Source organism: Cellulosimicrobium sp. SH8 (assembly GCF_025818875.1).
Lineage (GTDB): Bacteria > Actinomycetota > Actinomycetes > Actinomycetales > Cellulomonadaceae > Cellulosimicrobium > Cellulosimicrobium cellulans_D.
Genome location: NZ_JAMXMH010000014.1, coordinates 90162 through 114711 on the forward strand (window position 1 = coordinate 90162; position 24550 = coordinate 114711).

A 24550-nucleotide genomic window follows, 5' to 3' on the forward strand; every position below is an offset into this window, starting at 1 on the left:
GATGAGCGAGGAGGCGCTGTCGATCCTGGCCGGGTCCCGGTCGGGCGACGGGGTGCGGGCGTTCGCCTGGTACGACGGGCAGCTCGTCGGCCCCGAGACCGGGCTCCCCATCTCCGACTGGGGACTCAACTACGCCGACCAGCAGGTGCAGGGCCAGTTCACCGCGACGATCGACGACCCCGACGGCGAGCTCGCCCCGTGGGCCGTGGACGACCCGCTCGGCGTCGGCGGCCCCCGGCTGCAGGTGATCTACACCCTGCCGCTGGGGTACACCGTCGACATCGGGTGGTTCCGGATCGCGTCGAACGCGCCCGCGGAGTCGTGGCGGGTGTACCGCCTCGGCGAGCACGGGGACGACCTGCGGTTCGTGTCCGGTGGCGGCCGGGTGCCGATCACCGCGGACGACCTGACCCGCCTCGCCGTGCGCGCCCGCCTGCTCGCCCCGGACTCCCCACCGGCCGGCGCGACGGTGCTGTCCGAGGTGCGCCGCCTGCTGCGCGACATCATGCCCGTCGCCGTCGCGCCCGGCGTGACGGACGTCGCGGTACCGCGCACCCTCGTCTACGAGCGCGAGCGGATGAACGCCGTAGAGGACCTCGTCGCGCGCATCGACGCCGGGTGCCGCATGACGAACGACGGGCAGCTCGAGGTGTACCCGCTGGCGAAGACCGACCCGGTGTGGCAGGTCGTCGGCGGCGACGAGGGCGTGCTCATCAGCGTGCAGCGCGAGCAGTCGATCGACGGCCTGAACAACGCGTGGGTAGTCGAGGGCCAGGACGACGACGGCCGCCAACTCATCGGGCGCGCGTTCGAGGACGCCGGCCCGCTGCGCTACACCGGGCCGCACGGCCCCGACCCCTACTTCCAGGCCTCCACCGGGCTGCTCAAGACCCAGTCCGCGGTCGACCTCGCCGCCCAGACGCTGCGCGCGAACCAGCGCGCCGCGCGCTCGGTCGACCTGGTCGTCGAGTGCCTGCCCCACCCGGGCCTGCAGATCGGAGACTGGGTGCTGGTCGCGAACCCCGTCGTCGCCGGCGACCCGGTCCCGCTCGTCGGGCGCGTCACCGCGATCCGCATGCGCGGCTCGGCCGCCGCCGGTGTCTCACCGATGGTCCTGACCGTCGCGTGCGGGTACGCCGAGGTCCAGGCCGTCGCCCAGGCGGTGCGCCGTGCGTCCTGACCCCCTCCTCGGCGCGCCGACCCCGGCCGACTCCGTGCGCCTGCTCAACGGCGTCGCGGTGCTCGACTCCGCGGGCAAGCTCGCCGCGTCCACGTCCGGCGTCATCGTCCCCGCGGCGTGGGTGGACCCGACCACGATTGTCGAGGGTGACCCGCTGCTGATCGCCATGTCGGCCGGTCCGACCGGCCCGTCCCAGGCGACCGTCCTCGGCCGCGTCACCGCGCGCCCGCGCCCCACCACTGGCACGGTCGCGTCCGTCCCCGTCGGTTCCCAGACCATCACCGTGAGCACGACCGAGGGCACCGTCGTCGCGACGTTCCTCGCGTCCTACTCCCCGGTCGTCGGCGACAAGGTCATCCTGTCCTGGGCGGCCGGCACGCCGAACGTGACGGGCAAGGTCGGCTCGACCGCCGCTCCTCCCCCACCCCCTCCGCCGCCGCCACCTCCACCGCCCGTCGCGACGTCGGGCACGGCGACGTTCGCCGCGATCGACTCCGGCACGTACCAGCTCGGGTCCGGGTGGCTCGACAGGTACGGCTTCGGGCAGAACCTCACCCAGGGCTCCTGGGGCTCGCGGTCCTACACCGGGTCCTGGTTCTACGGAACCGGGCCCTCCGGGCTGGGCGGCCGCGGTCTGTCCGGCTCGCGCATCTGGCTCGGACTCCGCCAACGCAAGGGCTCCTACAACGCGCCCGTGACGATCAACCTCTACGCCCACACCTCCACCCACCGCCCCGGCGGTGACCCCACCCGAGTCGCCGGGCCGTACCCGATCACGATCCCGCCCGGCTTCGGCGGCGACTGGATCGCGATCCCCACGGCGCTCGCGGCCGTCGTCGTGGGCGGTGGCGGGCTCGGGATCGCCGGCGGCAGCTACGCCGGGATCGTCGGCCGCGGGGAGAGCCCGCAGTCCGGCACGGTCGCCATCGACTGGACCCTCTGACCCCTGTCTCGCTGACCCCCGCACCGGCGGGGAGATCGGAGCTTCCTCATGCCTGTGATCCTGCCGGAGCGGACCCGCGTCCCGGCCGCCGGCGACTCCTACGCGCTCACCGAGGACCTGCGCAAGATGATGGAGTCGGCGCGCACCATCGTGCCCGTCTCCAACACCACCGACCGCCAGGCCGTCGTGTCCGCGCTCGCCGCGGCGTCGCGTCCCGTCTCGACGAGCACCCCGCTGATCGTCGAGCGCGCCGACGCGCCCGAGGGTGCCCAGCTCGAGATGTCCACCGACGGCGCGAAGTGGCGCACTCTCTCCTCGGAGTCCGCGCCGATCACCCCGACCCTCATGACGGGCTGGACGTCGGTCGCTGGTGCCGGGCACCGCCTGCGGATCCAGCGCATCGGGAACATGGCGTACCTGTTCGGCTCGGTGCAGCGCACGACGGGGTCTGTGGGCCAGATCCTGCAGATCCCGCCCGAGGCGCAGCCACCGACCATCGACACCCGCCCCGTCGGGGTCGCCGTCGCGAGCAACGCCACGTTTGGCGTGATGTTCCTCGGGTCGAACGAGCTCAAGGCGATCGCCGGGTACGGCAACCTCACCGGCTCCGGGAGCTTCGTCCTGCCGCTGTCCGGGCTGTGCTGGCCCCTGACCTGGCCCGAGTCGTGAGCGCCGCGCGCGCCCTGTGGGGCAAGATCCAAGAGCCCAAGGTCATCACGTGCCTGGTGTGGGTGATCTACCTCGTCACGCTCGTCGTCGGGCTCACCGCCCTGACCGACCCACCATCGTCGATCGAGGGCGAGATCGGGCTCGGCCTGACCCGGATGTGGGCCGGGTTCCTCGTGCTCGGCGGGACGATCGGCGTCGTCGCGACCCTGCCGGGCATCTGGTGGCTCGAGCGCGCCGCGGTGCTGTCCGTCGTCACCGGCCTGGCGATCTACTGCGCCGTCGCGCTCAACCTGCACTTCGCCGAAGCCTCGGGGAACCGGCTCCCGCAGGCGGGCGTCATCGCGATCGCGGCGCTCGGACTTGGTACCAGGTGGTTCCGCATCCGCCGCTACGCCTACGACCCCGAGCCGCCCGTCCACCGCCACGACGTCTGAGGGGGCACCGTGGGACTCGACCTGACGACGGCTCAGGCATGGGCGGCGATCCTCGCCGCGATCGGCGCAGGCGCGGTCGTGCGCGACCTCGTCGCTGGCTTCATCAAGTGGCTGTCGGGCGCGGCCGGGCGCGAGCGGGGGCGCAACGCCGACCTCGTCGCCCAGCGCGACGACGCCTACACCCGGCTGCGCGCCGCCGAGACCGAACGCGACGACGCCTACCGCGCACGTCGCCTGTACGCCGAGCACGCCTCCACCCTGCGCGGCATGCTCCTCGAGCGCGGCGTCCCACCCGCCGAGCTCCCGCCCTGGCCCGGCACCTGACCCCCACCCACCCCACGGCCCCGGCCGCCCTACGGCGACCGGGGCCTCGTCATGCCATGAGGAGGACACCATGAGCTCACCGACCGAGCGCGACGACCTGGACTGGTCGCGCGAGCGGGACGGGCGCATGCGCGACGCCGCTACCGAGGACGACGCAGTGACGACCCGCCCCTACGACCCCGACCAGGACGACGACTGATGGGGTACGCCACCGGCCTACCCGCGGCGCTCGCGGCCCGCGGGCTCACCGTCGAGGTCGTCGACGGCTGGCACAGGCGCGGCTCGTCGAGCTTCGCCCCGCGCGGCGCGGTCTGTCACTGGACCGCAGGCGCGCGGACCGGCGACCGGCCGTCCCTCAAGGTCGTGCGCGACGGGCGCGCCGGGCTGCCCGGCCCGCTCGCGAACGTGTTCCTCGCACGCTCCGGTGTCGTCGTCGTGGTGGCCGCGGGTCGCGCGAACCACGCCGGGGTGGGCGGGTGGCACGGCCTGGTCGGCAACTCCTCGGTCTTCGGGACCGAGGCGGAGTCCGCCGGCAACGGTGACTGGACCGATGCCCAGCGCTGGGCCTACCCACGCATCAACGCCGCGTTCTGCGACCTCGGCGGCTTCGGCCCCGACATGGTGTGTGGCCACAACGAGTGGGCCCCCAACCGCAAGATCGATATCCGCGACTGGGACATGGCGCGCATGCGCCTCGAGGTCGCGGCCATACTCGAAGGAGACGACATGCCCACCGCACAGGAGATCGCCGACGCTGTCTGGTCGCGCACCGTCAAGCGCAGCGTCGACGGCAAGTCCGTGAGGATCTCGGCGCTGCAGGAGCTCGCCGACGCCAAGACCCTCGCCCAGACCGCGGTCGCGCAGACCGGCCCGATCCGCCGCGCCGGACCGGTCTCGCTGCGCCAGGAGGTCGCCGACGCCAAGACGAACACGATCGCGCTGCGCGCCGAGCTGGCCGCTCAGAGTGCGCTCATCCAGCAGCTCGTCGACGCGCTCGCCGGAGGTGGCGCGCCGGTTGAGATCGACTACGACCGCATCCAGGCCGACACCCGCGCCGTGCTGCGCGCGGAGACCGTGCAGGTCGACGTCAACGTGCGTGTTCCCGAGACCGCGGACGCGGTCGACACCGCTCCGGAGGGCTGAGCCTTCACGCGTCCTGGTCGGCGAACGTCCCGTCGTCCCGCATCGCGGCCTCTTCCGGGATCCCCTGGTACGTATCGGGGTCGTCGTCCTTGCGGATCCGGGGCTGGGCTCTGGTGCTCACGAGCCTCAGCCCGGCGGTTTCGAGCGTCTCGTGCAGGTCGTTCCCGGACGCGCCTCGCCAAACGAAGCCCGTGAGGACGTCGGTGGCGTTGACGTCGTTCCGGTGCCCGGGCGGCGCGAAGTCGCCGGGTGCACCGACGCCCTCCTCGATCCCACCTCGCAGCACCGCCGCCTCGAGCGCGGTCTCGTCGACGACCTCTACGACGTACTCGACGTTGATCCGAACGAAGCGGTGTCCCTTTCCCATGGCCCCGCAGCCTGCCAGGCCACCAGCCCTTCCACCAGGAGGATCCATGTTCTTCACCCGACCCGCTCGACGGATAGCGGCGGCTCTCGCGACGCTCTGGCTCGCTACTGGCGCGTTCCTCACGGTTACGGCCACCAGCGCGACCGCCGTCGCGCTCGACACCGGGACCGCGACCGCCCCGCCGGCGTTCGCGTTCACGCTCGATCCCGCGACGGTCGTGCAGATCCTCGTCGCGATCGTCCTGCCCGTACTCGTCGGGCTCGTCACGACTCGCGTGACCTCGGGAGCGGCGAAGGCGTGGCTGCTCGCAGCACTCTCCCTGGTGACGTCGCTCCTCGTCGAACTCGGCCGGGCGGTCGCGCAGGGCGTGACCTACGACTTCGGCGTCGCACTCCTCGCCGCGATCCCCGCGTTCGTCGTCTCCGTCGCGACGCACTACGGCCTCTGGAAGCCGACCGGCGTTACGGACAAGGTCCAGGCCGTCGGCCGACACCGCGCCGGCTGACCCGCCTGCACGCGACCGCGCCCCCGCCCCTCCCATGTGGAGGGACGGGGGCGCTTTGCCGTCTCTACTGTTCCGTGCCCTCCTGCTCGACACCGTCCATCAAGGTAGGTAGCACGTCGAGGCGTTGGAGAGTGAAGACCCGTTTCATATTGCCGGATCGACCTCCCCCTAGGGTCTCGACGACCTCGAAGGTCGCATCGACTCGACGCCCAGGGTGCGCATTGGCGTCCGCGACGGCCAGCTGAAGGTCCCTGGGTACGAACGCCTCGATTGCAGCACCCGCGTCTGGTGAGAGCCTCATCGTTGAGGTCGACCAGCGCCATGCATCCACAACCCCCGGGACCACCTTCGGATAGGTCCGCGCTGGAGTACTCCCGGTAGCGTCGATGAGCCGGCGTGCCGCAGAACTGCTCAGCCTGACATCCCGCGTCGCGCCACTACGGGTAGTGAGCGAACCAGCCAAACCCCAGTCGTTCTCCTCAACCGTCTGTCCCAAGAGGCGCAGTGCGCGTCGCGACGGAAGATCGAGGTCGAGCAGCGCAGCGTCGAGCTCATCGCGTCCCTCGTCGGCAAGCTCGAACGTCGACGCGACCATCTCGAGGCCATTGGCCCAGGCAGCATCGCTGCGTCGGCGGACGCCCTCGACAACTCGATCGTGCTGCTCGACGAAGATGACACGAACCGAACCTTGGGACGGCGCGAGGACGTTGACGTCTCCCCAGATCCGCTGCATCCCCGACACGGACTTGGCAACCGCGCGTACCGCGTCCGAGACCCGGATCAAGAACTGACCGAGCGACTGCGCCGACGTCTCGTGAGCGGACTCACGCTCGCCCTCGACGTGTAGGTCTAGTTGGCTTCGACCCGCTAGCTGCAGAGCGCGCAGTGTCTCCACCTGTTCGGGCGCATCGGACGCGTGCGCCGCGAGGGACATCTGAAGGAGCTGGTCGAGCCCTTCGTCGCCGGTCGAGAGGTTCCAAGCATCGCGAAGTAGGCGAGAGCTCTCGTTCACGCCGTCATCACCTCCACGTAGCCCTTGCGGCGAGCTGGATCCTCGTTTCCCTGCCAGTCTCGCACCCTGGACCACTGGTGCGCCCAGTACGCCGTCTGGGCGTTTGGGTCCGGCTTGGAGTAGGTCAGGAAGCCGTCGACGAGGCCGCTCATCGGCTGGATACGTTCGCCCTCGGAGGTCGTCTGTGTCAGAAGTGGGCGAATGGCGGCGGCACCAACTGCAGCCATCTCCTCCCTCGTCGCGACGATGCAGACATCGACATCCTTCGGCGCACCCCACTGCTTGAGCGTTACGAAGCCACCGTCGAGCCAGAGTCGGGCACCCGGTAGCAGACGTCGAACTTCCGACTCGTAGACCTCGAAGGCGCTCCAGATGCGCCGCCGATCCGCCTCGTAGGGCGCGTTCAGGACGAACATGTCCTCGACCTCTTGCATCGTCGCCCGATGGCGTCCCGCCACCAGCAGTTCGCCGTCGTCGGCGAGTCGAAGCGGCGACGGTGCGCTGGCAGACTGAAGTTCGCTCCCTGCCATGGCCGAGAAGTTACACGTTCCCGTGTGCTTCCTGGACGGACGCTCCGGATTTCACCCACTGCGACCTCCACCTCGACTCCGCCGCGGGATACTGCGGAACACGTCCTCGACACGGAGCCAGGCGATCAGCTCGTGCTGGTTGTACGGCGGCTCGAGCGGCTTGATGACGACCATGACGTGGGTGTCGGTCCACCGGATCGCGCGCGCCGGAAGCAATTCCTCGTGCGTCTCCCAGAGCAGCCGCACGATCACGGGCAGGTCTCCCGAAGGCTTCACGGGAGAGCGCGGCGGGTTGTCGTAGTTCAGCGGTCGCCGCTCCGACCATGACCGGTCTTCGAGCTGATCGGGGCGCGGGGCTGACGCGCCGAACCCGGGCCGGTCGTCGCGCTTGCGACGGATCAGCCGCCGTCCTTCGTCATGCTCGCCCACGGCACGAGGGTACGCCGCAGTCGAACGCTTGTTCGAATCGTCAGGACGTGCGACGCCCTTCGCGCCTGCACGTGCGGCACCGCCGCCGCCCGTCCGAAGGGAACGCGATCGTGTTCTCATCGTCGTAGGGGTGCCCATTCGGGCAATGTGTCTTCGCCCGCTGGTGGTCCGCACCATCGCGGCGCTCGGTCGATCCGTGGCGGTCCCACCGGTTGTAATGCATCACGCACAGCCCTCGGCCCTTGATCGGCCGGTCGCACCCCTCGACCGTACACGCGGTCGGGCGCGCGGCGCGCGCTGCGGCAGTCGCGGTGAAGCGTGCGCGAACACGGCCTGCGAGGTCCTCGTCGAGAAGCCACGGACCGGACTCGCCGCCCCGGTCGACCTCGTCGCGCAACCATCGGCGCACCGCCGATGGGGAGACTCCGAGGCTATCGGCGAGCTCTGCGGGGGTCACCCGCCCGACCGTACCGCCCTCCCGCATCCATCCAGCACAGCTCGGCCACATGAGCCCACGGTTACCCCACGGAAACGACGCGTCGCTCTTTGCCGCAGCACGGCGGGCGTACAGTGCAAATAGACGCCTGTCCACAATCCCAGGGAGGATCGTCCACCACTGTCTATTTATCGTGGACCTGTGTCTATATATTCCGGCCTTGGGAATCCGTAGGTTGCAGGTTCGAGTCCTGCTCGGGGCACCACTCACGCGTCCGGTTCGACGGTGAAGCCCGCGCGCTCGACGGCGGCGAGGAACGCCGCGAGGTCGGGCGCCTCCCGCAGGAGCGACCCGAGCGTCCCCTCGTGCAGCGTGGCGGTGAACGTCGCCGTCGCGAAGGGGTGCGTGACCGGCGCGGTTCCGGGCAGCGGGGGCGGCACGGAGACGCTCACGAGCACCCCCGGCTCGCCGCGCACGACGAGCGCGACGCTCCCGTCCCGTAGGACCCGGTACCGCGAGATCGTCTCGTCCGTCCTCTCGTCGGCCACGTGCCTACGCTACGGCCCGGCCGTCCGCGCTCAGCCGAACGACGGCGCCGTCGCGTGGTCGATCTCGACCAGGTAGGCGTGCCGTTCCTCCCCGCGCGGGTAGGGGCCGCCGGTGTAGAGGACGGAGAGGCGGTCGACGACGGCCCAGCCCGCGTCACCGTCGAGCACCTCGACGACGCGCCCGCGCAGGGTCGCCATGACGTACGGGTTCCTGGTCTCCGTCACGGACACCGCGACGCGCGGGTCGCGCGCGAGGTTGCGCGCCTTGCGCGAGCCGGGGCCGGTGAGGAACGCGAGCCGGTCCCCCTCCCAGCCGACCCAGAGCGGCACGACGTGCGGGCCGCCGTCGGGCAGGACGGTCGCGAGGTGCGCGACGTGCGGACCGGCGACGAGCGTGCGGGCGACCTCGGGGACATGGGCGGGCCCGGGGACGAAGCCGGCGCTCATACGATCGCCCCGCAGGACAGGTCGACGACGACACCCGTGGTCGCGCCCGCGGCGTCGGACGCGAGGTACACGGCCGTGCCCGCGACCTCGGACAGGCGGGGCAGGCGGCCGAGCAGCGTGTCCTTGACGAGCATGGGCAGGTCGTCGTCCGACGCGCCGACGGTCTCGGGCGTGAAGTTGGGCCGCAGCCCGACGACGCGCACGCCGTGGCGGCCGACCTCGCCGGCGAGGCTGCGCACGAGGGTCTCGATCGACGCGCACGCGAGGCTGAACCCGCCCATCTCGTGCCGCGACTCGCGCGCGGCCGTCGACGAGAGCATGACGATCGCCCCGGACCCCTGGGCCACCATGTGCCGGGCCGCGGCGGTCGCGGTGAGGAAGTGGGTCGTCGTCGCGGACACGATGGGCGCCACGAAGTCCTGGAGCGACATGTCGACGAGCGGGACGTTCTGCAGCACGTCGTAGGCGACGGCGTTGAACGACGCGTCGAGGCTCCCCGCCTGCTCGACCACCGCGGCGGCGTGCGCGTCGACCGACTCCTTGTCCGTCGCGTCGACGACGGCGGCGTGCGCCTGCCCGCCGGCGGCGCGGATCTCGTCCGCGAGCGCGTCGAGCGTGGCGGCCGTGCGTCCGGCGAGGAAGACGCGCGCGCCCGCGGCGGCGAACGCGCGGCTCACCGCCGACCCCATCGACCCGGCGGCGCCGTAGACCACCGCGTTCTTCCCGGCGAGCTGCATCTGTCTTCCCTTCCCCGACGGCGGCGCGCACGTCGGCAGACGGCGTGCGCAGCGAACTCTCGCACACGGACGACGGCGCGGGCGGGCGGAACTCATCGGCCGCCCGGACGTTGGGTCTGGCATGGGGAGTTCTCACCCTCCCGATCCCCGGAAAGGGTAAAGATCAGGCCACCCGCCGTAGATATACTCGGCCGACCGGCGCAGGCCGGTTCCGCCCGGTTCGCCCGGGTCGAGGGGGAGCTCGCGAGAGCCGCCCCCACCCGCCACCGACGGCGTCCGACGGCACGCACGAGCGAAGGACAGACATGACCGAGGCAGCACCGCTCCAGCCCCCCGCTCCGACGGAGACGCTCACGCTCAGCGCCCCGGAGCCCGTCAAGCCCGTCGCCACCACGCAGGCGCCGTCGCTCGCGCCGCGCGTGGACGAGGCCGCGATCCCGGGACTTCAGTCGAAGGTCTCCTCGTACCTCGACCAGCTCCTCGCGACGGACACGCGCTCGCCCGAGTTCGCGGCGAAGGCCGACGACATCCGCAAGATGGGCGACAAGGACATCCGTGCGGCCTCCGACGTCTCGAACCGCATGCTCGAGATGCCGGTCCGCGAGCTGCGCGAGGGCGGCGTCTCCGAGAGCTCCAAGGTGAGCAAGTCGCTGCTCGAGCTGCGCCGCACGGTCGAGGACCTCGACCCCAGCGAGGCCAGCATGGGCAAGAAGTTCCTGGGCCTCATCCCGTTCGGCGGGAAGCTCCAGGACTACTTCCGCCGCTACGAGAGCTCGCAGAAGCAGCTCAACGCGATCGTCCAGTCGCTCTACAACGGCCAGGACGAGCTCCGCAAGGACAACGCCGCGCTCAACCTCGAGAAGCAGAACCTCTGGGACTCGATGGCGCGCCTCAACCAGTACATCTTCATCGCGGAGCGGCTCGACACCGAGCTCTCCACGAAGATCGCCGAGCTCGAGGCGAGCGACCCCGAGCGCGCCCAGGCGCTGCGCGAGGACGTGCTGTTCTACGTCCGCCAGAAGCACCAGGACCTGCTCACGCAGCTCGCGGTGTCCATCCAGGGCTACCTCGCGATGGACATCATCATGAAGAACAACGTCGAGCTCATCAAGGGCGTCGACCGCGCGACGACGACGACGGTCTCGGCGCTGCGCACGGCCGTCATCGTGGCGCAGGCGCTCGCGAACCAGAAGCTCGTGCTGGACCAGATCACGGCGCTCAACACGACGACGTCGAACATGATCGCCTCGACCTCGAAGATGCTGGCCGACCAGTCGGCGAGCATCCAGCAGCAGGCGGCGAGCGCGACGGTCGGGCTCCCCCAGCTCCAGCAGGCGTTCGCGAACATCTACGCGACGCTCGACTCGATCTCGACGTTCAAGACGCAGGCGCTCGACTCGATGGCGCAGACCATCGGCGTGCTGGAGACCGAGACGACGAAGGCGAACGAGTACCTCGACCGCGCGCGCCGCTCGGACCAGTCGCAGGTCGGCAACGGCTCGCTCGACATCGGGCGCCTGTGACCCCTGGCGAGGTACGCCCCCCGTCCTCCCGCGGCCTGACCGCCGCTCCCCGCACCACAGATCGGACCCCGAGCTAGATGGGCTGGTTCTCCGACGTGATCGGCCGCCTCGGCGGCCGGTCCCCCGCGCCCGAGCCCGCGCTCGAGCTGCCCGCCCCGCCGACGTCGACCGAGATCCTCGCCTCGGTCGAGCGCGTGGAGCAGCAGATCGAGGGGCGGGTGCCGCCCGCCGTCACGGCGCGCGTGCACCGCATCACCGGCACGGTCGAGGAGATGGTGCCGCGCCTCGACCGCCTCGGCGGCGGGTCGCAGCAGGCGCACACCGTCGTCGCGACGGCCACGAGCTACCTGCCCGAGGCGGTCGGCGCGTACCTGCGCCTGCCGCGTGACTTCGCCGACCGGCGGGTCGTCGCGCAGGGCAAGACGTCGCTCATGCTGCTGTGCGACCAGCTCGACCTGCTCGGCGTGACGCTCGACAAGATCTCCGACGCGGTCTCGCGCGCCGACGCCGCGGCGCTCGTCGCGCACGGCGCGTTCCTGGCGGAGAAGTTCCGCGACTCGTCGATCGCGCTCGACCCCGGGGCCGGCCAGGGCACGGCCCAGCCGCCGAGCGGCTCGACGTCGGACCCCGGACGACTGGAGGCGCCATGACCGGCCAGGTGACCCCGAGCCTCGCGGCGGCGCTCGACGCGCTGGACGCCGCGGCGCGCGCCGCAGGCGTGGACGAGGAGGCCGCGCGCGACGAGGGTGCCCGCCTCGCGGCGGCCGTCGCCGAGTCCTCTCCCGGGGCACCCGCCGCGTGGCTCGCCGCGCTCGGGCACGACCCCGCCGCGACAGGCGCGTTCTTCACCGCCGCGTCGAGCGCCAGGCGCTGGCGCACGTCGCCCTCGGACGTCCTCGCCGCGCTCGGTGCGGCCCGCTCGAAGCACGCCGCGACGTACGGGCAGGCGCTCGCCGACGTCGCGCGCGCAGCCGCGCACCTCGGCTCCCCCGGCCCGCACGTGGCCGGGGTCGCCGCGGCCACCGCCGCGGTGCAGCAGTCGGGCGGCGCCCCGGTGCCGCCCCCCGCAGCCTTCCCGGGTGCCGGTCGCACGCCGTCGGGCCCGACGGCGCTTCCCGCCGCGGGCGGGCCGGTCGTCGCGCGCCCGGCGACCGGCGGTGCGGACCCGTTCGACCTCGGCGACCTGCTCGCCGCGCAGGGCTCGCTCGACGCCCTGCGCAGGCCTGCGCCCGAGGTCCCGTCGGTCGAGTCCATCCTCGACGCGCTCGGTGCGCGCCTGGCCGCGGCGACGCCCGGCCCGACGCCCCCCGCGCCGTCGGGCACGGCGCCGGGCGGCGCGCCCGCAGACGGCGCCGACGCCACGGCCACACGGACCGAGGCGGCGACGACCGCCGAGGCCGCGGCCGAGGAGGAGCCTCCCCGCTCGATCGAGGAGCTGCTCGCCGAGCTCGACGCGCTCACCGGGCTCACCCGCGTGAAGGACGAGATCCACCGCCAGACCGAGCTGTTGCGCGTCGAGAAGCTGCGCACCGAGGCGGGGCTGACCCGTCCCACGCTGACGCGCCACCTCGTGTTCCTCGGCAACCCGGGCACGGGCAAGACGACGGTCGCACGGCTCGTCGCGGGCATCTACCGCGCGCTCGGGCTGCTCGAGAAGGGCCACCTCGTCGAGGTCGACCGCTCCGAGCTCGTCGCGGGCTACCTCGGGCAGACCGCCGTCAAGACGTCGGAGGTCGTCGCGACCGCGCTCGGCGGCGTGCTGTTCGTCGACGAGGCGTACGGGCTCGCGGAGGACCAGTACGGCGCCGAGGCGATCAACACGCTGGTCAAGGACATGGAGGACCACCGCGACGAGCTCGTCGTCATCGTGGCCGGCTACCCGGGCCCGATGGCGGACTTCCTCGCGACGAACCCCGGCCTCGAGTCGCGGTTCTCCACGACCATCACGTTCGAGGACTACGCCGACGCCGAGCTGCGCGACATCTTCGCCGGCATGGCGGCGAAGTCGGACTTCGAGCCGACGCCCGAGGCCCTCGACCTGTTCGCCCGCCTCGCCGCGGCGCAGCCGCGCACCGAGGGCTTCGGCAACGCGCGCTGGGCGCGCAACGTGCTCGACGGCGCGATCGCGCGCCACGCGTGGCGCCTCAAGGACACCGAGGCGCCGACGATCGACGAGCTCCGCCTCCTGCTGCCGGTCGACGTCGTCGACGGCGAGGGCGCCCCCGCGCTCCTCGCCACCCTCGACCCGCCCGATCCCGACGACGCCCCGGACGACGCCCCCACCGCGGACGCGCCCACCGACGACGCGCCGTCCCCCGACGTCGCGTCCCACGACGCGTCCGAGACCGCCCCCTCCACCGCCGAGGAGAACGCATGACGACCACCCCGGTCCGCCCTGCGGGCCAGCAGATCGTCCCCGCGGGCGGCCCCGCGCCGGGCGGCGCCCCCGGCCTGGCCGGCGCCCCAAGCGGCGCCCCGAGCGGAGCGCCGAGCGCCGGCGTATCCCGCGCCCGGGGCGCGCTGCGCCGCACGCCCGGCAAGCTGCGGCTCGTCATGGCGCTGTGCGTGCTCGCCGCCGTCGCGCTCGGCGTGCTCGGCTTCCAGGCGGGCAGCGTCCAGTCCCGGGCGCTCGAGGCCGCGAGCGAGGACACCGCGCAGCTCGTCGGGGTCCAGGAGGTGCGCAACGCGCTCGTCGCCGCGGACGCGACGGCGACCGGCGCGTTCCTCGTCGGGGGCCTGGAGCCCGCCGACCAGCGCGCTCGGTACGACGACCTCGTCGACCAGGCCGCGAGCGGCCTGGCCACGCTCTCCGGGAGCAACGAGGGCGACGCGGAGCTGCTCGGCCAGGTCGCGGCCGACCTCACGGTCTACACCGGTCTCGTCGAGCAGGCGCGCGCCAACAACCGCCAGGGCTTCCCGGTCGGATCGGCGTACCTCGACCAGGCGTCGACGATCCTGCGCGAGCAGATGCTCCCGGCGCTCGACGAGGTCGTGCTCGACGACGCGGACCGCGTCGCCGCCGACTTCTCGGGCGTCCGCAACGCGCTGTGGGTGCTCGCGGGCGGGCTCGTCGCGCTCGCGGTGCTCGTCGTGAGCCAGGTCTGGCTCGCGCGCCGCACCCACCGCGTGCTCAACGTCGGGCTCGCCATCGCCACCGCCGTCGTGCTCGTCGTCGGCATCGTCTCGACGGTCCTGCTGGCCCAGGCGAGCTCGCGCGCGCAGGACGTCCGCACCGGGCCGTACGCCGCGACGCTCGCCGCGTCCCAGGCGTACTCGCTCGCCAACGACGCGAAGTCGATGGAGGCGTTCACGCTCATCAAGCGCGGGTCCGGGCAGGCGTACGAGGAGGCGTTCGTCGCGGCCACCGACGACGCCACGGCGCGACTCGACACCGCGGCGTCCGAGGGGATCCTCGACGGGTCGACCGCCCAGGCGCTCGACGCGTGGGTGACCCGGCACGCGGACATCCGCGCGCTCGACGACGCGGGCAGGTGGGACGAGGCCGTCGCCCTCGCCACGGCGACGGACCCCGAGAGCCCCAACGCCGCGTTCGACGCGTTCTCCGCGTCGGCGCGGGACGACATCGAGACCAACGCGGCCGCGACGAGCGAGCGCCTCGACGGCGCGGCGACGACCGCGACCGTGGCGGGCTGGCTCCTGCTGGTCGCGGGCCTGGTCGCCGCCCTGCTCGCGTGGCGCGGTGTGACCGCACGACTGGAGGAGTACCGGTGACCACGACGCTCGCCACCCCCGACCGGTCCGTCCGGAACCGGCGCGCCGGCGCCCGTCGGCGCCGCACCGGCGCCGTCGCCACCGCGCTCGCCGCGGTGCTCGCGCTCGCCGCGTGCTCGGGCCCGTCCGGCGCGGACGACCTCCGCCTCACCGAGGCACCCCAGGACGAGGCCACCGAGGAGGCCCCCGCCGCCCCCGCGGCACCCGCGGAGTGTGCGGACCCGCTCGCCTCCTACGCGCCCGAGGGCGCGCTGCCCGGTCCGGACGCCCTGCCCGGCGGGAGCACCATGGCCGCGATCCGCGACCGCGGCTCGCTCGTCGTCGGGGTCTCCGCCGACACGCTGCTCATGGGCGCGCGCAACTCGCTGTCGGGCCAGATCGAGGGCTTCGACATCGACGTGCTGCACGAGATCTCGCGCGCGATCTTCGGCGACCCTGACCGGCTCCAGTTCCGCGTCATCACCTCGGGCCAGCGCCTGGAGGTGCTCGAGAACGGCGAGGTCGACCTCGTCGCCCGTGCGTTCACCATCAACTGCGAGCGGTGGGAGTCGATCGCGTTCTCGGCGGAGTACTACCACGCGGGCCAGAAGGTGCTCGTCACGCGCGACTCGACCGCGAACGGGATCGCGGACCTCGAGGGCCAGCGCGTGTGCGCGCCCGAGGGCACCACGACGCTCACCCGCCTCGAGCAGTTCTCCGGCATCGAGCCCGTCCCGGCGACCACGCACACGCAGTGCCTCGTGCTGTTCCAGCAGGGCAAGGTCGACGCGATCACGGGCGACGACACGATCCTCGCGGGCTTCGCCGCGCAGGACCCGTACGCGAAGGTGGTCGGCGAGGCGATCAGCGACGAGCCGTACGGCATCGGCGTCCCCGCGCAGAACGTGGACATGGTGCGGTTCGTCAACGGCGTGCTGGAGCAGATGAAGTCCGACGGGCGCTGGGCCGCGATCTACGGCGAGTGGCTCGGCGGGCTCGGACCGGCCCCGGCCCCGCCGACCGCGGTGTACGGCCGCACGCCGTGACCCGCACGACCGCACCCGAGGCGCCGGGACGACTCGGCGAGGCGATCCCCGCCGCCGATCTCCTGGCGTACCTCGCCGCGCTCGAGACGTGGCTCGACGAGCGCCGCACGGAGCTCGACCGGCTCGACGCCGCCGCGCAGGCCGCGGCGACGCCCGACGTCTACACGGCCGACCTCGTGCTCGCCCTCTCGCTCTGGCAGGCGATCCGCACGCGCGCGGACGAGATCCGGCCCGTCTGGGACTCCGGCCGGGCGGACGCCGTCGCGCGCGAGAAGATCTCCCAGCTCGTCTGGGGGCGCCTCGACTCCGGGTCCGGCGCCGCGCTCGTCTCGCTGGTGGAGGCGGTGAAGCTGTGCGACGCGCTCGTCGTGCAGCTGCGCACGCGGCTGTCGTTCGACCCGCACACGGCCGACCAGGTCGCGCGCCTGCGCGGTGTCCGCGCCGAGCTCGTGCGCTGCGAGGACCTGGCCGGGTCGGACGCGGACGCGCGGGGGCGTGTCGAGACCCTGCGTGGCCGCCTCGACCACCTCGTCGCCCAGGCCGCGCGCGGGGCCGACGTCTCGGGCCCGCTCGCGGAGCTCGAGACCGAGGTCGCGCGCGCCGAGCGCGACCTCATCGTCGCGTCGGCGCAGCGCCGCGAGCTGCGCCGCGACCGCGCCCGCACGGAGGAGCAGCGCGACGCGCTGGAGGCGCGCGAGCCCGCCCTGCGCGAGCTCGTCGCGCGGTGCCGACGCGAGATCGCGCACCCGCCGCGGCTCGCGGTCCCCGACGTCTCCCGGCTCGGCCCGGTGCCCGACTCCCGCTTCGAGCTCGACGCCTACACGGCGCGCCTGGCGACCGTCGCGCGCGCCGTCGAGACCGTCGAGGACGCCTACACCCGCCCCCTGCGCGCCCGCGCCGAGCTGCGCTACAGCCTGGAGCGGCTCGCCGCGAAGGCCGAGGCCAACGGGCGTTCCGCGTCACCCACCGTGCGCTCCGGCCACGCCGAGGCGCGCGACGCCGTCGAGGCCGTCCCGTGCGACGTGACGCTCGCCCGCTTCCTCGTCGAGCAGTACCAGTTCCTCACCCGCGACCTGCCCACCCCGGAAGGAGCGTCGTCGTGACCACCACCGCGACCGTCCCGTGCTCGGAGCCCGGCTGCCCGGGCAGCATCGAGGACGGCTACTGCAACGTCTGCGGCACTCCCGCGGGCGGCTCCGGCGGCACGCCGACGGGGACCTCGACCGGCACCACCGGCGCGCCGGCGCCGGGCACCGCCGCCGCCGCGTCGCCGTCCGCGATGCTCGGCACCGGGTTCGTCCAGGGCCGCCCCGGGACCGGGGCGACCGCGGGCCCGGACCCCGACGCCGAGCGCTCGACGCGCACGGGCCGCACGAGCTCGAGCCGTCTCGCGACGGCCGCGCTCGGCTCGGCGCGCACCGCCGCGACCGGCTCGAAGGCCACGCGTCGCGTCGGGACGTCGTCGACGCGCCTGCGCGGTCGCGGCCTCGGCGCGGGGCTGACGACCGTCCCGTCCGTCCCCGCGCGCGACCCGCTGCAGTCCGTCATGGCGGTGCCCGAGGTCGCAGAGCGCAAGCGCTACTGCCCCGCGTGCGGCGAGAAGGTCGGCCGTGGCCGCGACGGGCAGCCCGGCCGGACGTCCGGCTTCTGCCCCCACTGCGGCAACCGCTTCGACTTCACGCCCCAGCTCTCCCCGGGCGACCTGGTCGGCGGGCAGTACGAGGTGGTCGGCTGCCTCGCGCACGGCGGCCTCGGCTGGATCTACCTGGCCCGCGACCAGAACGTGTCGGGCCGCTGGGTCGTGCTCAAGGGCCTGCTCAACTCGGGCGACCCGGACGCCTACGCGGCCGCGATCTCCGAGCGGCAGTTCCTCGCAGAGGTCGAGCACCCGCTCATCGTCGAGATCTACAACTTCGCCATGCACGACGGCGCCGGCTACACCGTCATGGAGTACGTGGGCGGCGAGTCGCTCAAGGAGATCCTCCAGGACCGCCGGGACGCCAACAAGGGCGCGATCGACCCGATGCCGGTGGACCAGGCGCTCGCCTACGTGCTCGCGATCCTGCCCGCGTTCGCCTACCTGCACGACCACAACCTGCTGTTCTGCGACTTCAAGCCGGAGAACGTCATCCAGCAGGGCGACGGGGTCAAGCTCATCGACCTCGGCGGCGTGCGGCGCAGCGACGACCTCACGTCGGCGATCTTCGGGACCGTCGGGTACCAGGCGCCCGAGGTCGCGGAGGTCGGCCCGTCGATCGCCTCCGACATCTACACGATCGGCCGCACGCTCGCGACGCTCGTCCTCGACTTCCGGGGCAACACGACGACGTACGTCGCGTCGCTGCCCCCGGTCGCGGACACGCCCGTGTTCCAGCGGTACGACTCGTTCTACCGGCTGCTCGCCAAGGCGTGCGCGCTCGACCCGGCGGACCGCTTCGCGACGGCCGACGAGATGCGCACCCAGCTCCTCGGGGTGCTGCGCGAGGTCGTCGCCGCCGACGCGGGCCCGGGCAGCCCGGCGCTGCACTCCGCGGCGTCGGTGCTGTTCGAGGCCCCGGTCGCCGACGTGGCGGCCCGTCCGCTCGCCTGGGACGAGCTCCCCACGCTGCGCCGCGACGACCACGACCCGATGGCGAGCTGGCTCGCCGGCGTCAACGTCGTCGACCCGGACGCGCGCCTCGCCGCGCTCGCCGACGCGCCCGAGGACACGGTCGAGGTGCACCTCGCGCGCGCCCGCGCGGCGATCGAGGCGGGCCGCTTCGACGTGCTGCGCGGCACGATCGGCACGATCCTGGCCGACGACCCGTGGGAGTGGCGCGCCGCCTGGCTCGGCGGCCTGGGCGAGCTCGCCCAGGGCGACCCGGTCGCCGCGCGCGCGTCGTTCAACGCGGTCTACGGCCAGGTGCCCGGCGAGCTCGCGCCCAAGCTCGCGCTCGCCGCGGCCTGCGAGCTGAGCGCCGAGCCGGACATCGCCGAGTCGCTCTACGTGATCTGCGCGCGCACGGACGCCAACTACACGGCGCCCGCCGCGTTCGGTCTCATGCGGATCCGCGAGGCGCGGGGCGACCTCGACGGCGCCCTGCACGCGCTCGACCTCGTCGGGCCGACCCGTGGGTCCTACGTCGAGTCCCGCACCCTGCGCGCGCACCTGCTCGCCGAGTCGGGGCGCGGCCTGCCCGCGCTCGCCGACGCGATGGCGAGCGTCGCCGCGGTGTCGATCGCGCCGCGCGAGCGCGCCGAGCTCTCCGTCGGCGTGCTGCGCTCCGCGCTCGAGACCGTCACGCGGTCCGGGCCCGAGCCGACGACGCGGATCGCGGGCGTCCCCGCCGACGAGCCCGCGCTGCGCGACGCGCTCGAGGGTGCGTACCGCGAGCTCGCGGCGCTCTCGGACTCGCGCGACGAGCGCATCACGCTCGTCGACCGCGCCAACGAGGTGCGGCGGTGGACGGTCCGATGAGCGACGCTCCCGCCCCCTCACCCGTTCCTGACCAGGCCGTCCCGGACCAGGCGCTCCCGGCGTCGGCCGGGGTGCTCGCGTGCCCCGCGTGCGGCGAACCGTCGCCCGAGGGGGCGCGGTTCTGCGAGGCGTGCGGCACGCCGCTCGCCCCGCTCCCCCCGGCCGACGACGCGGCGGTCGATCCCCGGGCGGCTCGGCTCGCGCCGACGGACGGCCCGGCCGCACCCACGGACGGCTCGCACCCGGACCCGGTGAGCGGCGGGACGGCTCCGGGCGACGGCGCGCCGGACCCCGGTACCCGGCCGTGCGTGCGGTGCGGGGGCCGCGTCGCCGAGGACGGGTACTGCACCGAGTGCGGCGAGCCGGCAGCGTCCGAGCGGGACCACTGGGCCGAGCGGCCCGCGACGTGGGTCGCCGGCGTGTGCGACCGCGGCGTGCGGCACTCCCGCAACGAGGACGCGATGGCGCTCGCCGCGAGCCCGTCCGCGGCCGCGGACCGCGCGTTCGCCGCGCTCGTCGTGTGCGACGGGGTCTCCTCCGCGCCCGACTCCGACGTCGCGAGCCTCGCGGCCGCGCGGGCGGCGCGCGACCTGCTCGCCGCGGGCGCCCCGGAGGGCACCTCCCCCGTCGTCGGCGAGCCGACAGCGCGGGTCGCCGCCTGGTCGGCGCTCGTCGCGGACGCCTCGCGGGCCGCGCAGGACGCGATCCTGACGACCGTCGGCGCGATGGCCGACCGCGAGAACCCCCCGTCGTGCACGTTCGTCGCGGCGGTCGTGGACGGCCCGCTCGTCGTCACGGGCTGGGTGGGCGACTCGCGCGCCTACTGGATCCCGGACACGGGCGAGGCGCACCAGCTCAGCGTCGACGACTCCTGGGCGCAGGAGATGATGGCGCAGGGCATCCCCCGCGCCCAGGCGGAGAGCTCCCCCCAGGCCCACGCGATCACGCGCTGGCTCGGCCCCGACGCGCCGGACCCCGTCGCCCGGACGGCCGCGACGTTCCCCGACCGCGACGGCTGGGTGCTGGTGTGCTCCGACGGGCTGTGGAACTACTGCTCCCCCGCCGCCGACCTCGGGGCGCTGCTCCACGCCACTCAGGAGCGGGTCGGGCACGACCCGCAGTCGGTGGCGGGCGCGCTGGTGGACTGGGCGAACGCCCAGGGCGGCCGGGACAACATCACGGCGACGCTCGCGCGGTTCGACCGGTCGTCGGCCCCTGCGTCCCCGGAGCTCGACCCGGACCTCGAGACGACGATCCCCACGACCTGACGCCAGCCGCGCGCCACGGCGCGTCCCCGCCCACGCACGACCCACCCACGACCCGATAGCCTGCACGAACACCCGCACCACCGAAGGAGCCCCCATGGCCGAGTTCGCCGCCGAGGTCTACCAGAACGAGTTCCTGTCCGAGGGCGCCACGGACGTCCACGCGATCGTCACCGTGACGTGCACGGGGGCCGGGAGCGCGGGGAGCGTCGGCGGCGCGGGCGGGGTCGCCGAGATCATCATGGTCGACACGTCCGGGTCGATGTCGGGCCGGAACATGGAGGCCGCGAAGCACGCCGCCCAGGTGGCCGTGGACCAGATCCTCGACGGCACGTGGTTCGCGATCGTCGGCGGCAGCCACGTCGCCAACCGCGTCTTCCCCTACCCCAACGCGCGCATGGCGATGGTCCAGATGGAGCCGGGGGCGCGCGCCGAGGCGAAGCGCGCGATCTCCATGCTCACGCCGGGCGGCGGCACGGCGATGAGCACGTGGCTGCGCCTCGCGGACCAGCTCTTCGCGACGGTGCCGCAGGCGGCGCAGCGGCACGCGATCCTCCTCACGGACGGCAAGAACGAGTCGGAGCCGCGCGCGAACCTCTCCGCCGCCGTCCGCGACGTCACCGGGCACTTCCAGTGCGACGCGCGCGGCGTCGGCTCGCGCTGGCAGGTCGACGAGCTGCGCGAGATCTCGACCGCGCTGCTCGGCTCGGTCGGCCTCATCGCGGACCCGAACGAGATAGCGGCCGACTTCGAGACGCTCATGCAGGCGTCCATGGCCCGCGGGGTGGCCTCGGCCGACCTGCGCGTGTGGGCCCCGCAGGGCTCGCAGGTGCTGTTCGTGCGGCAGGTCGCGCCGACGGTCGAGGACCTCACGCACCGCCGCGCCGAGGTGAACCCGCTCACGGGTGCCTACCCGACCGGCTCGTGGGGCGACGAGTCGCGCGACTACCACGTCGCGGTCCGCGTCGCGTCGAAGCCGGTCGGCTCCGAGCAGCTCGCGGCGCGCGTCCAGCTCGCGGTGAACGGCGAGGTCGTCTCCTCCGGACTGGTGAAGGCCAAGTGGTCCGACGACGAGTCGCTCACCACGCGAATCAACCCCGAGGTCGCGCACTACACGGGCCAGACCGAGCTCGCCGCGGCGATCCAGGAGGGCCTCGCGGCCAAGGCGTCGGGCGACGAGGCGACGGCGACCGTGAAGCTCGGGCGCGCCGTGCAGCTCGCGCAGCAGACCGGCAACGAGGAGGCGACGTCGCGGCTGCGCAAGGTCGTCGACATCGACAACGAGGAGCAGGGGACGGTGCGCCTCAAGCGGAACACCTCGACCCTCGACGAGATGGCCCTCGACACGGCCTCGACGAAGACGACGCGGGTCCGCCGGTGAGCGCCGTCGTCTGCCCCAACGGGCACCCGTCGGAGTCGACCGACTACTGCGACGTGTGCGGCGAGCCGATCGGCGCGGCGTCGGCCCCGTCCGCGCCCGTCGCGAGCAGTGCGACGCCCGCGCCGGGCGGCGCCGGGGCGGCCGCGCCCGCGACGACGTGCCCGAACTGCGGGTCGCCGGCGCCCGGCGGCGCGCTGTTCTGCGAGAACTGCGGCTACGACTTCACCACGGGCGCCCTGCCCGACCCGGTCGAGCCGCCGTCCGCGCTCTCGCTCGACCCGCCGTCGCGCCCGACGCCCGCGCCCGCGACCTCCGCACCCCCGGTGCCGGGCACGCCCTCCGGGTCCACGCCGCCCCCGCTGCCGACCTCCGCGGCAGGGTCCGCCGCGACGTCCCCGTCGTCGTCGACCCCGCCCCCGCTGCCCGCCCCGAGCCCCGCCGCCCCGCCCGAGGCGGGCGCCCCGGGCGAGCCGGCGACGTCGGGCACCCACCTCCCGACGCCCCCGGTCCCGGGGCCGGACCAGTGGGTCGTGGAGATCTGGATCGACCCCGACTGGTACGCGGCGCAGCAGCCCGAGGACCCGATGCCCTCGGCGGGCCTGCCCGGCCTCGTCGTGCTGCGCGAGCGCAGCGTGCTCGTCGGCCGCCCATCGGTGTCCCGCGGCATCCACCCGCAGGTCGACTGCGGCGCGGACACGGGCGTCTCCCGCCGGCACTGCCAGCTCAGCACGGACGGTCAGCGGTGGTGGGTCGAGGACCTGCAGTCGTCGAACGGGACGTACGTGAGCCCCGCCGGCGAGTCGCTCCCCACGGACCCGGTCCCCGCCGGGCAGCGACGCGAGCTGTCCGACGGGGACCGGGTCTACCTCGGCGCGTGGACGCGGCTCGTCGTCCGCAAGGCGCTCCCGGGCGAGGTCTGAGCCGGCTCAGCCCTCGGTCGTCCGAGGCTCGGCCTCGGCCGTGATCTGGGTCGCCGCACCGCTGCTGCCCGCGCGGTGCGCGACCTCGATCCGGCGCGGCCGGGCCTCCTCGGCCACGGGGATCGTCAGCGACAGCACCCCGTCCTCGTACGACGCCGAGATCTGGTCGAGCGCGAGCCCGCGCCCCACCGTGAGCTGACGCGCGTAGGTCCCCGAGGGCCGCTCGCGCGCGAGCCACTGGACGTCGGGATCGGTCCGCGGGCTGCGCTCGGCGCGGATCGTCAGCGTGCGGTCCTCGACGGACACGTCGATCGTCCCCGGGTCGACACCGGGAAGGTCCATCGTCAGGACGTAGTGGTCGCCCGCCCGGAACAGGTCGAGCGGCATGCCGCCCGACGCCGACGCCGCGGTCGCGCGCGCCCCGGACGCGAGCTGGCCGACCAGGCGGTCCATCGCATCGAAGGTGGTCGTGAACGGGTCGATCATCGCAGCCACACCTCTCACCTCCTCGTCGGTCGGTCCCGGACCGTCCGGGACCGGTCGGTGGTCCCGCGAGGTAGGCACCTCGCGGGCGGCTACACCTCTGTTCTAGCACTCTCCCCCGGAGAGTGCCAAGAGCCGCCGTGGGCCGTCCCGGTGCACGCGGCAGAGGGGCGGTTGTCGACTTCCTCCGAGACCGGATCCCGCGACGACAGCCAGGTTGGTGGAACCCTCCAACCCGTTGTGCGATCCGTGCACGCGGCGACACCGTCGTCGTCCGCGACCCCGTCGTCGCGCACCGCGCAGGGCCGGGAGAGTGGACCTGGCCACGACGGGTCGGGCACCGATCCGTCACGACGACGCAGGGAGCACCATGACCGACGCACCGACCACGGCGACCCCCGGGACGCCCGCGCCCGCCACGCAGACCACCGGTCCGGGAGCGGGGCGCCGCGGGCCGTTCGCGCTCGACGCGGGCGACGCCGCGCGCGTCGCGACCTTCGCGGCGCTGATCGCCGCGCTCGGGATGCCGGGGTCGATCGCGCTGTTCGGGAACGCGGTCCCGATCACGCTCCAGACGCTCGGCGTCATGCTCGCCGGGACGATCCTCGGCGCGTGGCGCGGCACGCTCGCGGTCGCGACGTTCCTCGCGCTCGCGGCGGCCGGCCTCCCGGTGCTCGCGGGCGGGCGCGGCGGCCTCGGGGCGTTCGTCGGACCGTCCGCGGGCTACCTGCTCGGGTTCCTCGCGGGGGCGGCGGTCGTGGGCTGGCTCGTCGACCGGCTGCGCCGGGTGACGTTCGGCGGTGTGCTCGTCGCGTGCCTCGTCGGCGGGGTCGCGGTCGTCTACGCGTGCGGCGTGCCGGTCCAGTCGGCCGTCACGGGGGTGCCGCTCGCGACGACGGCGCAGCTCTCCCTCGCGTTCCTCCCGGGCGACGTCCTCAAGGCGCTGGCCGCCGCGGCGATCACCGTGGGCGTCGTGCGCGCCTACCCGGCCGCGCGCCGGTCGGGCCGTTCTGCGGGCCGTCCCATGGCCGCCGGCCGCACCGCCTCCTGACACCTGCGA

Annotated in this window: 27 protein-coding genes; 19 read left to right on the forward strand and 8 right to left on the reverse strand. The window is 73.9% G+C overall.

What is annotated here, in order from left to right:
* Position 1: 1 nt before the first annotated feature.
* The 7 genes from NF338_RS18930 to NF338_RS18960 all read left to right on the forward strand — a co-directional run bounded on the left by NF338_RS18930 (position 2) and on the right by NF338_RS18960 (position 4693).
* Positions 2 to 1180, forward strand: a complete 1179-nt coding sequence (locus NF338_RS18930; protein ID WP_264032180.1) for a hypothetical protein — start codon at positions 2 to 4, stop codon at positions 1178 to 1180.
* Positions 1170 to 2123: a hypothetical protein gene (locus NF338_RS18935; protein ID WP_264032181.1), complete on the forward strand. Its 954-nt coding sequence runs from the start codon at positions 1170 to 1172 to the stop codon at positions 2121 to 2123. Before NF338_RS18930 ends, NF338_RS18935 begins: the two co-directional genes overlap by 11 nt.
* Before the next feature lie 48 nt (positions 2124 to 2171).
* Positions 2172 to 2792: a hypothetical protein gene (locus NF338_RS18940; RefSeq protein WP_264032182.1), complete on the forward strand. Its 621-nt coding sequence runs from the start codon at positions 2172 to 2174 to the stop codon at positions 2790 to 2792.
* Complete coding sequence (locus tag NF338_RS18945) at positions 2789 to 3226, forward strand: hypothetical protein (RefSeq protein WP_264032183.1); 438 nt, start codon at positions 2789 to 2791, stop codon at positions 3224 to 3226. The genes NF338_RS18940 and NF338_RS18945 overlap by 4 nt, the downstream gene beginning before the upstream one ends.
* 9 nt (positions 3227 to 3235) lie before the next feature.
* A complete protein-coding gene (locus tag NF338_RS18950; RefSeq protein WP_264032184.1) occupies positions 3236 to 3550 on the forward strand; it encodes a hypothetical protein in 315 nt (104 codons plus the stop codon).
* Between the two features lie 70 nt (positions 3551 to 3620).
* On the forward strand, positions 3621 to 3749 hold the full coding sequence (locus tag NF338_RS18955; RefSeq protein ID WP_264032185.1) for a hypothetical protein: 129 nt from the start codon (positions 3621 to 3623) through the stop codon (positions 3747 to 3749).
* The gene (locus NF338_RS18960) at positions 3749 to 4693 is read left to right on the forward strand and encodes an N-acetylmuramoyl-L-alanine amidase (protein ID WP_264032186.1); all 945 of its coding nucleotides are present in this window, start codon (positions 3749 to 3751) and stop codon (positions 4691 to 4693) included. Before NF338_RS18955 ends, NF338_RS18960 begins: the two co-directional genes overlap by 1 nt.
* A gap of 4 nt (positions 4694 to 4697) precedes the next feature.
* Here the strand turns inward: NF338_RS18960 and NF338_RS18965 are convergent, their stop codons facing one another.
* Entirely contained in the window at positions 4698 to 5117 is a 420-nt protein-coding gene (locus NF338_RS18965; protein ID WP_264032187.1) for a hypothetical protein, read from the reverse strand.
* Here NF338_RS18965 and NF338_RS18970 point away from each other — a divergent pair.
* Positions 5107 to 5565, forward strand: a complete 459-nt coding sequence (locus NF338_RS18970) for a hypothetical protein (protein ID WP_264032188.1) — start codon at positions 5107 to 5109, stop codon at positions 5563 to 5565. The genes NF338_RS18965 and NF338_RS18970 overlap by 11 nt on opposite strands.
* A 64-nt stretch (positions 5566 to 5629) precedes the next feature.
* Here the strand turns inward: NF338_RS18970 and NF338_RS18975 are convergent, their stop codons facing one another.
* The 6 genes from NF338_RS18975 to NF338_RS19000 all read right to left on the reverse strand — a co-directional run bounded on the left by NF338_RS18975 (position 5630) and on the right by NF338_RS19000 (position 9704).
* Complete coding sequence (locus tag NF338_RS18975) at positions 5630 to 6577, reverse strand: hypothetical protein (RefSeq protein ID WP_264032189.1); 948 nt, start codon at positions 6575 to 6577, stop codon at positions 5630 to 5632.
* Positions 6574 to 7107: a DUF6932 family protein gene (locus NF338_RS18980; RefSeq protein ID WP_264032190.1), complete on the reverse strand. Its 534-nt coding sequence runs from the start codon at positions 7105 to 7107 to the stop codon at positions 6574 to 6576. Before NF338_RS18980 ends, NF338_RS18975 begins: the two co-directional genes overlap by 4 nt.
* A gap of 51 nt (positions 7108 to 7158) precedes the next feature.
* Positions 7159 to 7536 (reverse strand): hypothetical protein, encoded by a 378-nt coding sequence (locus NF338_RS18985; RefSeq protein WP_264032191.1) that lies wholly within the window; start codon positions 7534 to 7536, stop codon positions 7159 to 7161.
* A 702-nt stretch (positions 7537 to 8238) separates the two neighbouring features.
* Positions 8239 to 8520: a hypothetical protein gene (locus NF338_RS18990; protein WP_264032192.1), complete on the reverse strand. Its 282-nt coding sequence runs from the start codon at positions 8518 to 8520 to the stop codon at positions 8239 to 8241.
* Between the two features lie 30 nt (positions 8521 to 8550).
* Positions 8551 to 8967, reverse strand: coding sequence for a PPOX class F420-dependent oxidoreductase (locus NF338_RS18995; protein WP_264032193.1), 417 nt, complete (start codon positions 8965 to 8967; stop codon positions 8551 to 8553).
* Positions 8964 to 9704: an SDR family NAD(P)-dependent oxidoreductase gene (locus tag NF338_RS19000; RefSeq protein ID WP_264032194.1), complete on the reverse strand. Its 741-nt coding sequence runs from the start codon at positions 9702 to 9704 to the stop codon at positions 8964 to 8966. Before NF338_RS19000 ends, NF338_RS18995 begins: the two co-directional genes overlap by 4 nt.
* Positions 9705 to 10009: 305 nt before the next feature.
* Between NF338_RS19000 and NF338_RS19005 the strand changes: the two genes are divergently transcribed.
* The 10 genes from NF338_RS19005 to NF338_RS19050 all read left to right on the forward strand — a co-directional run bounded on the left by NF338_RS19005 (position 10010) and on the right by NF338_RS19050 (position 23007).
* Complete coding sequence (locus tag NF338_RS19005) at positions 10010 to 11227, forward strand: toxic anion resistance protein (RefSeq protein ID WP_087471651.1); 1218 nt, start codon at positions 10010 to 10012, stop codon at positions 11225 to 11227.
* Between the two features lie 77 nt (positions 11228 to 11304).
* Entirely contained in the window at positions 11305 to 11877 is a 573-nt protein-coding gene (locus NF338_RS19010; protein WP_264032195.1) for a hypothetical protein, read from the forward strand.
* The gene (locus tag NF338_RS19015; protein ID WP_264032197.1) at positions 11874 to 13604 is read left to right on the forward strand and encodes an AAA family ATPase; all 1731 of its coding nucleotides are present in this window, start codon (positions 11874 to 11876) and stop codon (positions 13602 to 13604) included. Before NF338_RS19010 ends, NF338_RS19015 begins: the two co-directional genes overlap by 4 nt.
* A complete protein-coding gene (locus tag NF338_RS19020; protein WP_264032198.1) occupies positions 13601 to 14959 on the forward strand; it encodes a hypothetical protein in 1359 nt (452 codons plus the stop codon). The genes NF338_RS19015 and NF338_RS19020 overlap by 4 nt, the downstream gene beginning before the upstream one ends.
* Complete coding sequence (locus NF338_RS19025) at positions 14956 to 15984, forward strand: glutamate ABC transporter substrate-binding protein (RefSeq protein ID WP_264032199.1); 1029 nt, start codon at positions 14956 to 14958, stop codon at positions 15982 to 15984. The genes NF338_RS19020 and NF338_RS19025 overlap by 4 nt, the downstream gene beginning before the upstream one ends.
* Positions 15981 to 17087, forward strand: a complete 1107-nt coding sequence (locus NF338_RS19030) for a hypothetical protein (RefSeq protein ID WP_264032200.1) — start codon at positions 15981 to 15983, stop codon at positions 17085 to 17087. The genes NF338_RS19025 and NF338_RS19030 overlap by 4 nt, the downstream gene beginning before the upstream one ends.
* The gene (locus tag NF338_RS19035; RefSeq protein WP_204540907.1) at positions 17084 to 19441 is read left to right on the forward strand and encodes a serine/threonine-protein kinase; all 2358 of its coding nucleotides are present in this window, start codon (positions 17084 to 17086) and stop codon (positions 19439 to 19441) included. The genes NF338_RS19030 and NF338_RS19035 overlap by 4 nt, the downstream gene beginning before the upstream one ends.
* Complete coding sequence (locus NF338_RS19040; RefSeq protein WP_264032201.1) at positions 19438 to 20709, forward strand: PP2C family serine/threonine-protein phosphatase; 1272 nt, start codon at positions 19438 to 19440, stop codon at positions 20707 to 20709. Before NF338_RS19035 ends, NF338_RS19040 begins: the two co-directional genes overlap by 4 nt.
* Positions 20710 to 20803: 94 nt before the next feature.
* Positions 20804 to 22087 carry a VWA domain-containing protein gene (locus NF338_RS19045; protein WP_264032202.1) on the forward strand — a complete coding sequence of 428 codons (1284 nt, stop codon included), beginning with the start codon at positions 20804 to 20806 and terminating at the stop codon, positions 22085 to 22087.
* Complete coding sequence (locus NF338_RS19050) at positions 22084 to 23007, forward strand: FHA domain-containing protein (protein ID WP_264032204.1); 924 nt, start codon at positions 22084 to 22086, stop codon at positions 23005 to 23007. Before NF338_RS19045 ends, NF338_RS19050 begins: the two co-directional genes overlap by 4 nt.
* A 6-nt stretch (positions 23008 to 23013) precedes the next feature.
* Here NF338_RS19050 and NF338_RS19055 read toward each other — a convergent pair whose 3' ends face one another.
* On the reverse strand, positions 23014 to 23502 hold the full coding sequence (locus NF338_RS19055; protein WP_374614547.1) for an Hsp20/alpha crystallin family protein: 489 nt from the start codon (positions 23500 to 23502) through the stop codon (positions 23014 to 23016).
* 358 nt (positions 23503 to 23860) lie between these two features.
* On the opposite strand from NF338_RS19055, the gene NF338_RS19060 reads away from it, so the two are divergent.
* Complete coding sequence (locus NF338_RS19060) at positions 23861 to 24541, forward strand: biotin transporter BioY (RefSeq protein WP_264032205.1); 681 nt, start codon at positions 23861 to 23863, stop codon at positions 24539 to 24541.
* Positions 24542 to 24550 lie beyond the last annotated feature (9 nt).